The organism is Rhizorhabdus sp. GW822-FHT03C02 (assembly GCF_058801765.1).
The window spans coordinates 296,146-309,126 of the sequence record NZ_JBXANN010000001.1 but is presented as its reverse complement, the minus strand read 5'-3'; the positions used below and the strand labels follow the sequence as shown (position 1 = coordinate 309,126).

General features: G+C 68.3%; 13 protein-coding genes. 3 read left to right on the top strand and 10 right to left on the bottom strand.

Annotation, left to right across the window (positions count from 1 at the left end; genetic code table 11):
• Window positions 1-56 precede the first annotated feature (56 nt).
• Window positions 57-314, top strand: coding sequence for a DUF6429 family protein (locus AC1RM6_RS01440; RefSeq protein ID WP_493097806.1), 258 nt, complete (start codon window positions 57-59; stop codon window positions 312-314).
• A gap of 16 nt (window positions 315-330) precedes the next feature.
• Here AC1RM6_RS01440 and AC1RM6_RS01435 read toward each other — a convergent pair whose 3' ends face one another.
• From AC1RM6_RS01435 to AC1RM6_RS01390, 10 genes are all read right to left on the bottom strand, one after another.
• Entirely contained in the window at window positions 331-1,689 is a 1,359-nt protein-coding gene (locus AC1RM6_RS01435) for an MATE family efflux transporter (protein ID WP_493097805.1), read from the bottom strand.
• A 127-nt stretch (window positions 1,690-1,816) separates the two neighbouring features.
• A complete protein-coding gene (locus tag AC1RM6_RS01430) occupies window positions 1,817-3,175 on the bottom strand; it encodes an Nramp family divalent metal transporter (protein ID WP_493097804.1) in 1,359 nt (452 codons plus the stop codon).
• Window positions 3,176-3,266: 91 nt separating this feature from the next.
• Window positions 3,267-4,379: a hypothetical protein gene (locus tag AC1RM6_RS01425; protein WP_493097803.1), complete on the bottom strand. Its 1,113-nt coding sequence runs from the start codon at window positions 4,377-4,379 to the stop codon at window positions 3,267-3,269.
• A gap of 116 nt (window positions 4,380-4,495) precedes the next feature.
• Window positions 4,496-5,656, bottom strand: a complete 1,161-nt coding sequence (locus tag AC1RM6_RS01420; RefSeq protein ID WP_493097802.1) for a serine hydrolase domain-containing protein — start codon at window positions 5,654-5,656, stop codon at window positions 4,496-4,498.
• 75 nt (window positions 5,657-5,731) lie between these two features.
• Entirely contained in the window at window positions 5,732-6,133 is a 402-nt protein-coding gene (locus tag AC1RM6_RS01415) for a nuclear transport factor 2 family protein (protein ID WP_493097801.1), read from the bottom strand.
• Window positions 6,130-6,978: an AraC family transcriptional regulator gene (locus tag AC1RM6_RS01410; RefSeq protein WP_493097800.1), complete on the bottom strand. Its 849-nt coding sequence runs from the start codon at window positions 6,976-6,978 to the stop codon at window positions 6,130-6,132. Before AC1RM6_RS01410 ends, AC1RM6_RS01415 begins: the two co-directional genes overlap by 4 nt.
• Before the next feature lie 117 nt (window positions 6,979-7,095).
• Window positions 7,096-7,326: a hypothetical protein gene (locus AC1RM6_RS01405; protein ID WP_493097799.1), complete on the bottom strand. Its 231-nt coding sequence runs from the start codon at window positions 7,324-7,326 to the stop codon at window positions 7,096-7,098.
• A 10-nt stretch (window positions 7,327-7,336) separates the two neighbouring features.
• Window positions 7,337-8,986, bottom strand: a complete 1,650-nt coding sequence (locus AC1RM6_RS01400) for an MFS transporter (protein ID WP_493097798.1) — start codon at window positions 8,984-8,986, stop codon at window positions 7,337-7,339.
• Between the two features lie 60 nt (window positions 8,987-9,046).
• Window positions 9,047-10,744 carry a cation acetate symporter gene (locus AC1RM6_RS01395; RefSeq protein ID WP_493097797.1) on the bottom strand — a complete coding sequence of 566 codons (1,698 nt, stop codon included), beginning with the start codon at window positions 10,742-10,744 and terminating at the stop codon, window positions 9,047-9,049.
• Window positions 10,741-11,049: a DUF485 domain-containing protein gene (locus AC1RM6_RS01390; RefSeq protein ID WP_493097796.1), complete on the bottom strand. Its 309-nt coding sequence runs from the start codon at window positions 11,047-11,049 to the stop codon at window positions 10,741-10,743. Before AC1RM6_RS01390 ends, AC1RM6_RS01395 begins: the two co-directional genes overlap by 4 nt.
• 187 nt (window positions 11,050-11,236) lie before the next feature.
• Here AC1RM6_RS01390 and AC1RM6_RS01385 point away from each other — a divergent pair, with 187 nt between their 5' ends.
• Both AC1RM6_RS01385 and AC1RM6_RS01380 read left to right on the top strand, forming a co-directional pair.
• Window positions 11,237-12,472, top strand: a complete 1,236-nt coding sequence (locus tag AC1RM6_RS01385; RefSeq protein ID WP_493097795.1) for an FAD-dependent oxidoreductase — start codon at window positions 11,237-11,239, stop codon at window positions 12,470-12,472.
• On the top strand, window positions 12,472-12,945 hold the full coding sequence (locus tag AC1RM6_RS01380) for a c-type cytochrome (RefSeq protein WP_493097794.1): 474 nt from the start codon (window positions 12,472-12,474) through the stop codon (window positions 12,943-12,945). Before AC1RM6_RS01385 ends, AC1RM6_RS01380 begins: the two co-directional genes overlap by 1 nt.
• Window positions 12,946-12,981: the final 36 nt, after the last annotated feature.

The following is a 12,981-nucleotide window of genomic DNA, read 5'->3' as shown; positions in this document are numbered from 1 at the left end:
AGATTCGGCCACCCGAGCCGAATCCCGACCGAATCTGGCGTGGAGGAACATCCGACATGGGCGAAATCGACATCGACGAAGACCTGATCGACGAGGCAGTGCTCGCCCTGTTCTATCTGACGTTGCATGGCCGCAGCCCGGTCTTTGGCAGCGCCCGCGCATGGAAGTCGTTCGATTGGAAGGCGATGAACCGGCTCTACGAGCGGGATCTCATCTGCGATCCCGTCGGCAAGGCAAAGTCGGTCGTCCTGACCGAGGAAGGCGTACGGCGATCGGAGGAGCTGTTCCACAAGCTGTTCGCCAGGAAGAAGTGACCCGTTAGCGCAGTCGCTATTCCGCCGCGACTGCGACCACCGGCTTGAGCTTCCGCCCGAATTCGCGCCGCAGCAAAGCGAGGCTGATCAGCGCCTGGACCGCGACCGAGATATTGGACAGCCGCCAAACATCGTGAAGCGTCGCATGGGTTCGGGTCGACAGATAGATCACCGGGAGCACGAAGGTGAGGATCCGGCTGGTGCTGCTGATCAGCGAAGGGGTGGTGTCACCCAATGCCTGGAACATGCCCGAGCAGCAGAAGACCAGCCCGGTGGCGACGAAGTTCCAAGAGATCACCCGCAGATAATCGGCCGCGACCATGACCACGCCCTCGTCATGGGTGAAGATGTGGATCAGCATCTCGGGCCGCCACTGGCAGAACAGGGTCAACACCGCCATGATCGCGCTGCCGATCAGCATCGCATGCTTGACGGTCGCGCGCACCCGATCCGAACGGCCGGCGCCATGGTTCTGGCCGGCGATCGGCGAGGCGGCGAAGGCGACCGCCATCGCCGGCAGGAAAATCGACTGCATCACCCGCGAGCCGATGCCGAAGCCGGCCTGCGCCTCGGGCCCGAAGCGGCGGATCGACCAGTAGATCACCCCCGAGACGAGGAACATCAGCAGGAATTCGGTCGACGACGGCAGTCCGATCGCGGTGATCCGTTTCCAGATCGCGAAGCGCGGGATGAGCGCCTGGCGTTCGAGCCGCAGATGCTGCTGCATGCGGCCGAACAGGACGATCAGCGTGAGCGAGCCGCAGGCGGTCGCGATCGAACTGGCCAGCCCGGCGCCACCGACCCCGAGTGGTACCCCCGTGCCCCAGCCGGCGATCAGCACCGGCGCGAGCAGGATGTTGAGCGCGACGGTGCCCGACTGGATCCCCATCGGCGCGCCGACCACCCCGGTCGCGCGCAGCCCCGATCCGATCGACCCGTTGACGAACATTAGGGCGAGGCTGGGCAGGAAGGCGAACAGATAGTCGCGCCCGGCCGCCGCGGTCAGCGGATCGGCCGCGAGCAGCCCGACAAAGGCGGTGCCGAGCAGATAGCCGAGCAGCAGCGTGACGATCGCAGCGAACACCGCCATCGACACCGACTGGTCGAACACCGCCTGCGCCATCGCCATGTCCTTGGCACCGGTCGCGCGCGCGATCAGCGACAGCGATCCGACCCCGATCAGCTGGCTGGCGGCCATGACTATCATCATCGCGCTGCCGCCGGTGGCGACCCCGGCGACCGCATGCTCGCCGAGCCGCGCCACGAAGAACAGGTCGACGAGCAGCAGCATCGTCTGGACGATCAGCCCGAAACCGATGAAGCCGGCCATCGACAGGAGGTGGCGGGGAATCGAGCCCTGGGTCAGATCGCGCATGGATCGATCCTGTCATGGGGATCGCCGGCTTGGCAATCGCCCGCGCGAAGATCGCACTGGCAGTTGACGGTATGCGATCTCGAAGATGCTGGCGCATCCGAGATCGATGCTCAAGCGTCGCTCGGGCTTAGGCGATCCACTGCCCGATCAGCCAGAGATTGGCGGCGACGATCAGCGCGAACAGGCCCCACGCGACCAGGCGGACGGCGACGCCATTGGCATGGCCGCCCATGATCGTGCGGTCGCTGGTGAAGCGGATCAGCGGATAGATCGCGAACGGCAGCTGGAGCGACAGCACCACCTGGGTGAAGACCAGCAGGCGGCCGACCGCATGTTCGCCCATCAGCAGCACCCCGGCCAGCGCCGGCACCAGCGCGAGGCCGCGGGTGATCACCCGCCGCTGCCAGCACGGGATCTTCAGATCGAGAAAGCCTTCGAGGATCACCTGGCCGGCGATCGTGCCGGTGAAGGTCGCGCTCTGGCCCGAGGCAAACAGCGCGACCGCGAACAATGCCGCGGCGGCAGCCGCCCCGGTGATCGGTTCGAGCAGCCGATAGGCATCCTCGATCCCGGCGACGTCGGCATGGCCGCCGGCATGGAAGGTTGCCGCCGCCAGCGTCAGGATCGCGCCGTTGACGAGCGTCGCGAGCAGCAGCGCGACGACGATGTCGGCGGTCGCGAAGCGCAGCGCGCTGCGCCGGCCGGCGTCGCCGGGTTCGGCCGCGCGGGTCTGCACGATCGACGAGTGGAGATAGAGATTGTGTGGCATCACCGTCGCGCCGAGGATACCGACCGCCAGATAGAGCGCGTGCGGATCGGACAGGATCGCGAGCCTGGGCACCGCGCCATGAAGGATGCCCGCCATGCTGGGACCGGCGATCGCGAGCTGGACCGCGAAACACAGCCCGATCGTCGCCACCAGCCCGAGGATGATCGCCTCGATCTGGCGGAAACCGTTGCCCTTGAGGCTGAGCACGATCACCGTGTCGAGCCCGGTCAGCAGCACGCCGATCCACAAGGGCACGCCGAGCAGCAGGTTGAAGGCGAGCGCGCTGCCGAGCACCTCGGCGATATCGGTCGCGACGATCGCGATCTCGGCGAGGATCCACAGGAACCGCACCGCTTCCGGGCTGTACCGGTCGCGCGCCATCCGCGCGAGATCGCGCTGCGCGACGATCCCCAGCCGCATCGCCAGCGCCTGGAGCAGCATCGCCGCGAGCCCGCACAGGATGACGACGAACAGCAGATCATAGCCGAAGCGCGATCCCGCCTCGATGTCGGTCGCCCAGTTGCCCGGATCCATATAGCCGACCGCGACGAGCAGACCGGGCCCCGCCGAGCGCAGCGCCTTGCGCCAGAGCGGCAGCCCCGGCGGCACCGCGACGCTGCCGCGCACCTCGGCAGGACAGAAAGGCGCCGTCGCGCGGCGGGGAAGCTGGAAGCGCATCGACCCGGCATAACCGAGCGATCGGTGGCGCACCATCATCCGAACGGGTGATTGTCGCGCTGTGGCGCAAGACGAAGCGGGCCCCGGCCAAAGCCGGGTCCCGCCTCAAATGACGGTCATTGCCGTACGATCAGCCTTGGAAGGCGGGCCTCAGGCCGCGCGGCGGGCGGGCGGTCGGCTGCTGGCGCGCCGGCCGGACGACGATATGGTCGCTGGTCCGGGCCGCCATCGCCGGCGCGGGTTCAGGACGCGTCGCCCGGGGCTCGACCGGGGCCATGACCGGCTGCATCCCGGCCATACGTTCGCGCTGGTCGTAGAAGCTGGCGCGGCTGAGGCGCTTCTTGAGCGACAGCGACGGATTGTCGGGGGTCGGCCCGCGATAGGCGGCCTGGGCATGGCGGCCGAAGCGCGAAATGTCGAAGCCATTGGGCAGCACGGTCGGTTCGCGCGGATTGGACGCGATGACGGGCGCCGCGACCGGTCGATCGGCGACCATCGTCGCCGCAACCGGTTCGGCAGGGACGTCGGTCATCAGCGGCGGCGCGTCGTAATCCTCCTCGCGGCGACGACGGCGGCCGAGTGCGATGAAGCCGCCACCGAGGACGAGCAGGGCGACACCCGCCGCGCCCGCCACCGGCAGGATCGCATCGCCGGCCACCAGTTCGTCACCGGGCGCGGTGCGGGTCAGCGGCTGGCGCTCGGGCACGGGGGCCGGCGCGACGGCGGGGGCCGGAGCCGGCGCAGGCGCCGTTTCGGTGGCCGGAGCCGCGGTCCGGGTCGCGGTCGACCGCTCGACCGATCGCGTCGCGGTCGTACTGCGCACGCTGCGAACCGGCACGGCCGCGGTGGGAGCCTCGCTGCGGGTGACGACAGGCGACGGGGCCGGCGCGGCGGCCGGTTCGGGCGTTGCGGTCGTCGGCGGGGCGGCATTGACGACCGGCACCGACGCGGCAGGAGCCGCAGTCGTCGGAGCAGCGGTCGACAGGCTTGTCGAAGGCGCGGCCAGAGGCTGCAGGGTCGAGCTGGCGTCGGTCGACGGTGCCGCCGACTGGACGCTCATCGGCTGCGGTGCAGCGGCCGCGGGTGCCGGTGCGCTGGGCGCGGCGATCGGCGCGGTCACCACCGAAGGTGGCGTGGTCGGCGCAGCATCGACGCTCTGCGCGAGCAGCGGGGTGGAGGACAGGGCAAGGACGGCGGCGATCGCGGTCATGCCGGGGCGGAGCGGGGATCGTTCGTATCTCATGCAGGATCAACCCGGCGAAACGCGATCCGGGTTCATGTTTTGGGGCAAAGCGCTGGAATCGTACGACGAGCGGAGCCGCGACTCGGACTCGCGGCCATGCGCCGGTATCGAAATCGCTATTTCACGACCTGATCGGGATATTCCCAGTGCCATGGCATGCCGGTTTCTCCGAGCAGCAGGCGGACCAGATCGGGAATCAGCGGTTCGACCCGCACATCGTTGCCGAGGATCACCGCGCAGCGCCCGCCGCGTTCGATACAGACCATCATATTGGCGGTCTGGTCGTCATGCCCGCCCTTGAAGAAGCCCGGCCCCTGAAGCCCTGCGAAGGTTACGACGCCGAGCCCCGCCGCCAAGTCGGACCGACGATCGGTGGCTGGCAGTTCGGGCTGGATCGTCGGAAATTGCGAGGCGGTGGTGATCGGCAGGATCGGCCGCAGCATCTCGCGGTGCGATGCCGCACGAAGGCCGGTGCCGCGCACCAGCGCGGCAGCGAACCGAGCGATGTCGGCGATCGTCGTGTCCATCGAGCCGGCGACACGAACCCGGCTGCGCTGGTCATGCGCGACCGGCTGTCCATCCGCCTGCCAGCCATCGGCGAGGTGCGGCGCGAAATCGGGCCGCCAGATCAGGCTGCTGTCCTTCATGCCAAGCGGCCCGAACGCCAACCGATCGGCCTGAGCGCCGAAATCGATGCCGAGTTTCCGCTCGATCGCGAACTGCATTAGGATCAGGCCTTCGCCCGAATAAGCATAGCGCGTGCCCGGATCGAAATGGAATTTGAGCCTGCCATCGGGCTCGAGGAAGGCGAAGTTGGCAAAGCCGGTGCTGTGGGTGAGCGCGATCCGCGGGGTGATGCGCTGCCAGCGCGCGTCGCCCGCGAGATCGCCCCAATTCCCATAGGCATCGAGATTGCCATAATCGGGCAATGGCTTGGGCAGCATATCCGCAATCGGCTCGTCGAGACCGATCCGGCCCTCATCGACCAGCCGCATGACCGTGTAGCCGAACACCGCCTTGGTCAGTGAAGCGCCATACATGATGCTATCGGTCGCCAGTGGTTGGCCCGCGGCATTGCGCACGCCATAAGCGCGGACCAGCGCCACCGTGCCGTCCTCGACGAGCGCCAGCGCGATGCCCTTCGCGCCGGTGCGGGCGAGCCCCGCCTCGACAGCCGCATCGATCGCGGCGATCCGCCGTGGCGTGACCGCAGCCGTCACCGGCGCCCCCGCGAGGATGGCGGCGAACGCCGCGAGCGCCACGCCAGCACGAGTCACCCTTCGCGATCCACTGTCATATCGCCACCCTGGAGCTGTTCAACTGGCCGGTTCTCGCGCGGTGCGCGGCGCGGATCAAGGTGCACAGGGCCGTCCCCCGGTGTCGAAGATATCGCGATCCTCGACGATCCGGCCATCGCGGATTGTCAGAAAATTCGCGATCGCGATCGTGAAGGGCTTGCCGTCGAGGGTCGCACGCGATGTGAAGCGGACGACGACATGATCACCGTCGACGAGCATCGTTTCGAGGTCGTCGTGGAGATCGGGGAAGGCCGCGAACAAAGCCGTATAGGTCCGCTCGACATCGGCGCGGCCGCGCGGCGCACAGAAATCGGGCGAGATCAGCCGGACATCGTCATGATAGAGTTCCGCCATCGCGGCGACATCATGCGCATTGAAGGCCCGGTAGAGACGCTCGGCGGTATCGCGGGGGCGCGCGACGGCGGCAGCCAGCGCGAAGAGCGGAGCGAACATCATCGGCCGGCGCCTTCGGGCATCAGCGGCAGCAGGATATCGGTCCGCAGATCGGCCTCGGCAATCTGTTCGGGATCGTCGAGAAAATGGTGGACGAGCGGCGCATCGGCGGGCTCGCGACCGGAGCGCGGCAGCCAGCCCCCGAGCAGATATTGGTCGACCGCCTCGAGCCCGTCATACCCGCCCACGTGGCGCACGCAGACATATTCACCGGCTGCGAGCATGACCGTCGCGAAGGGCGGCGGCGGGGTCGCCGATCCGACATCGAGCGCAGCGTCGTAGCGAAGCCGTTCGACCGGGACGCTCGCGGGATCGTCGAGCGGCAGACCGTAGATGCCGCCCAGCCGATCGATCAGCCCGGCCTGTTCCGCCCATTGCCAGACCGCGCCGAAGGTCGCGTTCAGCTTCTCATAGGGCCAGCCTTCGCGGCGCAGGGCGACGAGCGTCGTGGCATCGCGCAGCACCAGCCTGACCGGCGCTGTCGCCCGGTCATCGGCGGCTACGCGCGCGGGCTCGCCGGTGCGAAAGGCCGAAGGCGTCACTCCAGTCTCGCGGCGGAAGGCGCGCGCGAAGCTTTGCGGGGTGCCGTACCCCGCTGCCATCGCGACCTCGGTGATCGGTGTCGCTGTCGCGAGCGCCTGACCGGCGCGCTCGATCCGCAGTCGCGTCACCGTCCCGGCGACCGTCTCGCCGGTCAGCCCGCGCCAGATGCGATGGAAATGAAAGGGCGAGACGGCGGCCGCAGCCGCCAGTTCACCGAGCGAAGGCGGGTCGTCGAGCCTGCTTGCCAGAAGGTCGACCGCGCGGCCGATCCGACTCATCCATCGATCGAGACTGTCTTCGCGCATCGCCGGGATCTCCTCACCGCCCCGTATAGGGCGATTGGGGAGTCGGCGCGGTCCCGATCTTGCGGTTTTGGCACTGTCTGCAATGCGGGCCGACGATCGGCGCCGCCGTGTTTACCCTCAGCCGGCGACGACGATCGGATGTTCGAGGCGGACGCTGTCGAGCATCGCCTCGATCTCGGCGACCTGGCGGGTGCCGCCCGAGGGCGCGACCGACCAGTTGCAGTGCGGGTGGGTCTCGCGGTCGTGGAGGCGGACCGGGCCGATCGCCAGTCGCCAGCCGCGCTGGCTGCCGCCGGCCTTGCGGATCAACCGGCTGACCATGAGTTCCTGCAACTGGGTGACGTACATGCGCGCTCTTTCAGCTCGACCGGGTGGCATCGGTCATCGGTTCGGCCATTTCACGCGAATCGGGGGCGCGGGTGAACGGGATCGACCCGGTCTGGCGCTCGATCCGGCGATGGACCACCGGCTCGCTCTCGTGCAGCCCGTGGATCATCTCGCTGTTGGCGGCATCGGCGCGGGTGCGCCGCTGGTTGTGACGGATATAGTCGAGCCAGGTCGGCACATGATAGCGCTCGATCCACAGATCGGGCTCGCCCAGATCGCGCAGCAGCCGCCAGCCGCGCGCGCCGTCGCGGCGGCGGATGCGGCGGCGCTCGCCCATCGCCGCGAGGAAGGCGACGATATTGGCCTGGAGCACGCGATGTTCGATCGTGATCACGATCGGCCCGCTGCGGGGCTCGACCGGCACCGCGGTGTCGGGCTCGCGCCACAGGTCCTGCGGATCGAGATTGGCATCGCTGATGCTGGGAAAGGGCCAGAACAGGCCGGCAAGTGCACCGACGAACTGGAGCGCGGCGGCGATGTAGAGCGCGTCGACCGGGCCATGATGGTCGGCGATGACGCCGAAGATCCAGCTGCCGACCGCCAGCCCGCCGAACGCGGTCATCTGATAGACCGCGAGCGCGCGGGCGACGACCCAGCGCGGCGATGCCATCTGGACGCTGACGTTGAAGGTCGCAAGGGCGAGCACCCAACCCGCCCCGGCGAGCATCAGCGCGAAGATCGTCAGCGGCAGCAGCCGGCTGGCGGCGGTGCCGGCAGCCCCCAGGGTCATCGCCAGGGTCGCCAGCCGGACGATCGCCTCGGTCGAGAGGCGCTGCCGCAGCTTGCCGCTGATCAGCGCGCCGCCGACCGCGCCGATGCCGAAGCCGCCGAGCAATATGCCATAGGTGAGCGGCCCACCGGCGATCACGTCGCGCGCAACCAGCGGCATCAGCGCGGGGACCGCGCTGGCGGCGAGGCCGAACAGCATCGCGCGGAACAGCACGACGACGATCTGCGGCGACATCGCGACATAGCGTAGCCCCGCCACCATCGCGACGCCGAGCCGCTCGCGCGGCAGCAGCCGCGGCGGACGATCCGGCCGCCAGCGCGCGAGCACGACGATGAGGCCGACATAGCTGATCGCGTTGGTGAGGAAGGCCGCTGCCGCGCCTGCCACCGCGACGATCACCCCGCCGATCGCCGGCCCGGCGCTGCGGGCAATGTTGAACCCCATCGAGTTGAGCGCGACCGCGCTGGGCAGCGCCGAGCGCGGCACCATGTCGCCGACCGAGGCCTGCCAGGCCGGACCGTTGAACGCGGTGCCGCAGCCGATCAGGAAGGTGAAACCGAGCAGCGCCCAGGGGGTGAGCAGCCCTGCCCAGGCGCCGATCGCGAGGGTCACCGACACCAGCAGCATGAAGGCCTGCGCGGCGAGCATCACCTTGCGGCGATCGAGATTGTCGGCGACCGCCCCCGCCCACAGCGACAGCAGCATGATCGGCAGGCTGGTCGACGCCTGGACCAGCGCGATCATCTGCGGCGACCCGCCGAGCGAGGTCATCATCCACGACGCGCCGACCGACTGGATCAGCCCGCCGAAGTTCGACGCCATGCTCGAGAACCAGACCGCGCGGAAGATCGGCAGCGCGAAGGGCGAACTCGGTGGCGGGGAATCGTCCATGGCGGCTCAATGCCGCAGGCGGAGGAGAACGCCTAGCCCGTCAGCCATGAAATTTGCCAATCAGTGATCGGTGGCCCCGGTCGCACCGATCCCGGTTTCGGCGCGGATGCGCTGCGCGCGGAAGCCGGCGCGGTCGATCGCGGCGCGCGGCGAGCGATCGAGGGTCGAGATCAGCCAGATCGCCAGGAAGCCCAGCGGGATCGAGACGATCGCCGGCGAACTATAGGGAAAGGGCGCCGCCGGCAGATCCAGTATCTTTTCCCAGATCGACGGCGACAGCACGGTGAGAACGAAGGCGGTGCCCAGCCCGATGAAGCCGCCCCAGGTCGCACCGCGGGTCGTGCAGCCCTTCCACAGCAGCGACAGCAACAGCACCGGGAAATTGCCCGAGGCGGCGAGCGCGAAGGCGAGGCTGACCATGAAGGCGACATTCTGCTTTTCGAAGGCGATGCCAAGCAGGATCGCGACCGCGCCGAGCGCGACGGTGGTGATCCGCGATACGCGCAGTTCGTCGGCCGAACTCGCCAGCCCTTTTTTGAACACGGTCGCGTAGAGATCATGGCTGACCGCCGACGCGCCCGACAGGGTCAGCCCGGCGACCACCGCGACGATCGTCGCGAACGCCACCGCCGAGATGAAGCCGAGAAAGGCGTTGCCGCCGATCGCATGGGCGAGGTGGATCGCCGCCATATTGCCGCCGCCGCGCAGCGCGCCGTCGGCATCGAGATAGACGGGATCGGTCGCCACCAGCACGATCGCGCCGAAGCCGATGATGAAGGTGAGGATGTAGAAATAGCCGATCCAGGTCGTCGCCCACAGCACCGACTTGCGCGCCTCGCGGGCGTCGGGGACGGTGAAGAAGCGCATGAGGATATGCGGCAATCCGGCAGTGCCGAACATCAGCGCCATGCCGAACGAGATCGCCGATACCGGATCCTTGATGAACTGGCCCGGGCCCATGATCGCGCGGCCCTGGATCGCCGCCTCGGCGGCGCCATCGGCCTTGGCCAGCGCGATCGCGGTCTTGACCTCGACCGCCCGGGCGAACAGCGCCTCGGGCGAGAAGCCGAATTTCGCCAGCACCATGATCGCGATGAAGCTGGCGCCGGCGAGCAGCATCACCGCCTTGATGATCTGTACCCAGGTGGTCGCGAGCATGCCGCCGAACAGGACATAGGCCATCATCAGCACCCCGACGATCACCACCGCATAACCATAAGGCAGCCCGAACAGCAGCTTGATCAACTGGCCGGCACCGACCATCTGCGCGATCAGGTAGAAGAGCACGACCAGCATCGTGCTGAGCGCGGCGAAGCTGCGCACAGGCGGCTGGGCGAAGCGGTGGGAGGCGACGTCGGCGAAGGTGTAGCGGCCGAGATTGCGCAGCTTTTCCGCCATCAGGAACAGGATGATCGGCCAGCCGACGATGAAGCCGGTCGAATAGATCAGCCCGTCATAGCCGTCGGTGTAGATCTGCGCCGAGATGCCGAGGAACGACGCCGCCGACATATAGTCGCCGGCCATGGCGAGCCCGTTGCGAAAGCCGCTGATGCCGCCGCCCGCGGTGTAGAAATCGGCGGCGTTGCGGGTGCGCCGCGCCGCCCGCGCGGTGATCCACAGAGTGAAGCCGACGAACAGCGCGAACATCGCGATCGCGGTCCAGTTGACCGGCTGCTGCTGGCTCTGCCCCTCGATCGCCGCCGCGAGCAGGGGCGCCGGGGCGGCGGCGAGCAGGAGCGTGCAGAGGAAGCGCATCATAGCCCCGTCCGCTCCCGGATGCCGGCGAGCAGCCGATCATATTCGCGGTTGGCGCGCACGACATAGGCCGCGGTCAGCAGGATCGCGAGCAGGATCAGACCAAGCCCGACCGGGATGCCGACCGTGGTCACCCCGTCGCCGATCGGGGTCGCCAGCGCCGCCTTGTCGAAGGCGATCAGGGCGATGAAGGCGAAGAAGGCGGCGGCGACGATGCCCGCGAGCAGCCAGCCGAACCGGGTGCGCCGGGCAACGAGCAGCCGGTAATCGGGATCCTGCTCGATCGCCGCGAGAATAGCCTCGTCCATGCCGCCTCCCCTGTTTGGCCGGCAGTCTACAGCCGATCGGCGGGACGGCAAGCATCGGCTGGACGGAGATTTTTGTCGCAACCCCCGCGATAATGGGTGCGGAAAATTCGGCCCCATCCGTCTCCATCGACATTGCGTCGCCTTCGACCGCCGCATAACAATGTTGCACCGCAGCGGGGAGAATGGCGTGAACCATCTGGACAAGTTCAAACGCAGGGACCTGCTCAAGGGATCGCTCGCGGTCGGCGGACTGGTCGGTCTGCAGGGCTGCGGTACCGGGTCCGGCGGCGCGGTGGGCAGCGCGGGCAGCCGCTTCGCGACCCCGGCGGTGCTGCCGCTGCGGATGAGCGTCGACGATATCATCGACGTCAAATGCTGCATCCGTCCGTTCCGGCCGGAGGGACCGCGGCTCGACGCCGAGCAGATCGGCGACACGCTGGTCATCCATAACTACGGCCATGGCGGCAGCGGCTGGTCGCTGTCGTGGGGATCGGCCGAGATCGCGGTCGGCAAGGCGCTGAGCGTGGTACCCAAGGAGATCGCGGTGGTTGGCTGCGGCATCGTCGGGCTGACCGCGGCGGTGGCGGCGCAGCGCGCGGGCCTGAAGGTGACGATCTATGCCCGCGAGATGTTCCCGCGCACCCGATCGGTCCGCGCCAACGGGTCGTGGACCCCGGATTCGCGGATCGCGCTGACTGAACCCGCCGGCACCGCCTTCGGCGCGCTGTGGGAACAGATGGCGCGGATCTCGTGGAAGGCGTTTCGCGCCTATGTCGGCATGCCCGGCAATCCGGTCGACTTCAGCGACCAGTACAACCTGTCCGACACGCCGATCGAGCGGCATGGCGAAAAGGTCGATCCCGCCAAGGGCACCTACAAGCCCGGCGGGCTGCCCCAACAGAGCGGCGAGTTCGCGCATTATTCGGATCGAATCCGCGACATCATCCCGCAGGGGCAGGATGTCGCCCCCGAGGACAATCCGTTCGGCACCCGCTATGCCCGGCGCGCGTCGCAGATGTATTTCAACTTCTCGAGCTATGGCCATTTGCTGCTGTCCGAATTCTTCGAGGCGGGCGGCCGGTTCGAGATGCGCGATTTCCACTCGCCCGCGGACATGACGACGCTGCGCGAGAAGGTGGTGATCAACAGCACCGGCTTCGCCGCGCGCGACCTGTGGAAGGACAAGTCGATGATCCCGGTGCGCGGCCAGACCGGCTGGCTGGTGCCGCAGCCCGAGGCCAAATATGGCCTGCGCTATCGCGACGCCTCGATCCTGTCGAAGAGCGACGGGGTGATGGTGATGCATTTTCCGGGCGATCTCGGCGACATGCTGGGGGTCGGCGACAGCAGCGAGATCCCCGACCGCGCCGATGTCGAGGCCGCGATCAAGTCGGTCGCCCCGCTGTTCGCGCGGCGCGCCTGATGCCGTCCCCTCTCCTCTCCGCCCTGAAGGTCAAGCCGATGCGCAGCAAGATCGTCCTCGCCCTTTCGGTCGCCGCCGCCGGCATCGCGGTCGCCGCAGCCCCCGGCCGTTCGGCGACCACCGAACAGGGCGTCTATACCGAGGCACAAGCCGCCGAGGGCGCCACGCTCTACCAGGGCGCCTGCGCGATGTGCCATGGCGAGAAGCTTGCCGGCAGCTATGAGGTGCCCGCGCTCGAGGGCCGTTTCGTCGCGGCCTGGTCCGGCGGATCGGTCGAGCGGCTCTACACCTATGTCAGCGAGTCGATGCCGCTCTACGCACCGGGATCGCTGAGCCCCGAAGATAATGCGAAGATCGTCGCCTATATGCTCAAGGCGAACGGGATGCCGTCAGGTTCGAAGCCGCTGCCGACGGACGGGGCGGCGCTGAAATCGATCATGTTCGTGCCGCGGCCGCCGAGCGCGGTGCGGTAGCTCTATCCGTCATCCCGGGCTCGACCCGGATGACGG

Bases quoted from the DNA above. Each gene is read 5' to 3' on its own strand.
- AC1RM6_RS01415 (WP_493097801.1), bottom strand. From the start codon at position 6,133: ATGATGTTCGCTCCGCTCTTCGCGCTGGCTGCCGCCGTCGCGCGCCCC.
- AC1RM6_RS01400 (WP_493097798.1), bottom strand. From the start codon at position 8,986: ATGGACGATTCCCCGCCACCGAGTTCGCCCTTCGCGCTGCCGATCTTC.
- AC1RM6_RS01390 (WP_493097796.1), bottom strand. From the start codon at position 11,049: ATGGACGAGGCTATTCTCGCGGCGATCGAGCAGGATCCCGATTACCGG.
- AC1RM6_RS01395 (WP_493097797.1), bottom strand. From the start codon at position 10,744: ATGATGCGCTTCCTCTGCACGCTCCTGCTCGCCGCCGCCCCGGCGCCC.
- AC1RM6_RS01440 (WP_493097806.1), top strand. From the start codon at position 57: ATGGGCGAAATCGACATCGACGAAGACCTGATCGACGAGGCAGTGCTC.
- AC1RM6_RS01435 (WP_493097805.1), bottom strand. From the start codon at position 1,689: ATGCGCGATCTGACCCAGGGCTCGATTCCCCGCCACCTCCTGTCGATG.
- AC1RM6_RS01380 (WP_493097794.1), top strand. From the start codon at position 12,472: ATGCCGTCCCCTCTCCTCTCCGCCCTGAAGGTCAAGCCGATGCGCAGC.
- AC1RM6_RS01425 (WP_493097803.1), bottom strand. From the start codon at position 4,379: ATGAGATACGAACGATCCCCGCTCCGCCCCGGCATGACCGCGATCGCC.
- AC1RM6_RS01410 (WP_493097800.1), bottom strand. From the start codon at position 6,978: ATGCGCGAAGACAGTCTCGATCGATGGATGAGTCGGATCGGCCGCGCG.
- AC1RM6_RS01405 (WP_493097799.1), bottom strand. From the start codon at position 7,326: ATGTACGTCACCCAGTTGCAGGAACTCATGGTCAGCCGGTTGATCCGC.
- AC1RM6_RS01430 (WP_493097804.1), bottom strand. From the start codon at position 3,175: ATGATGGTGCGCCACCGATCGCTCGGTTATGCCGGGTCGATGCGCTTC.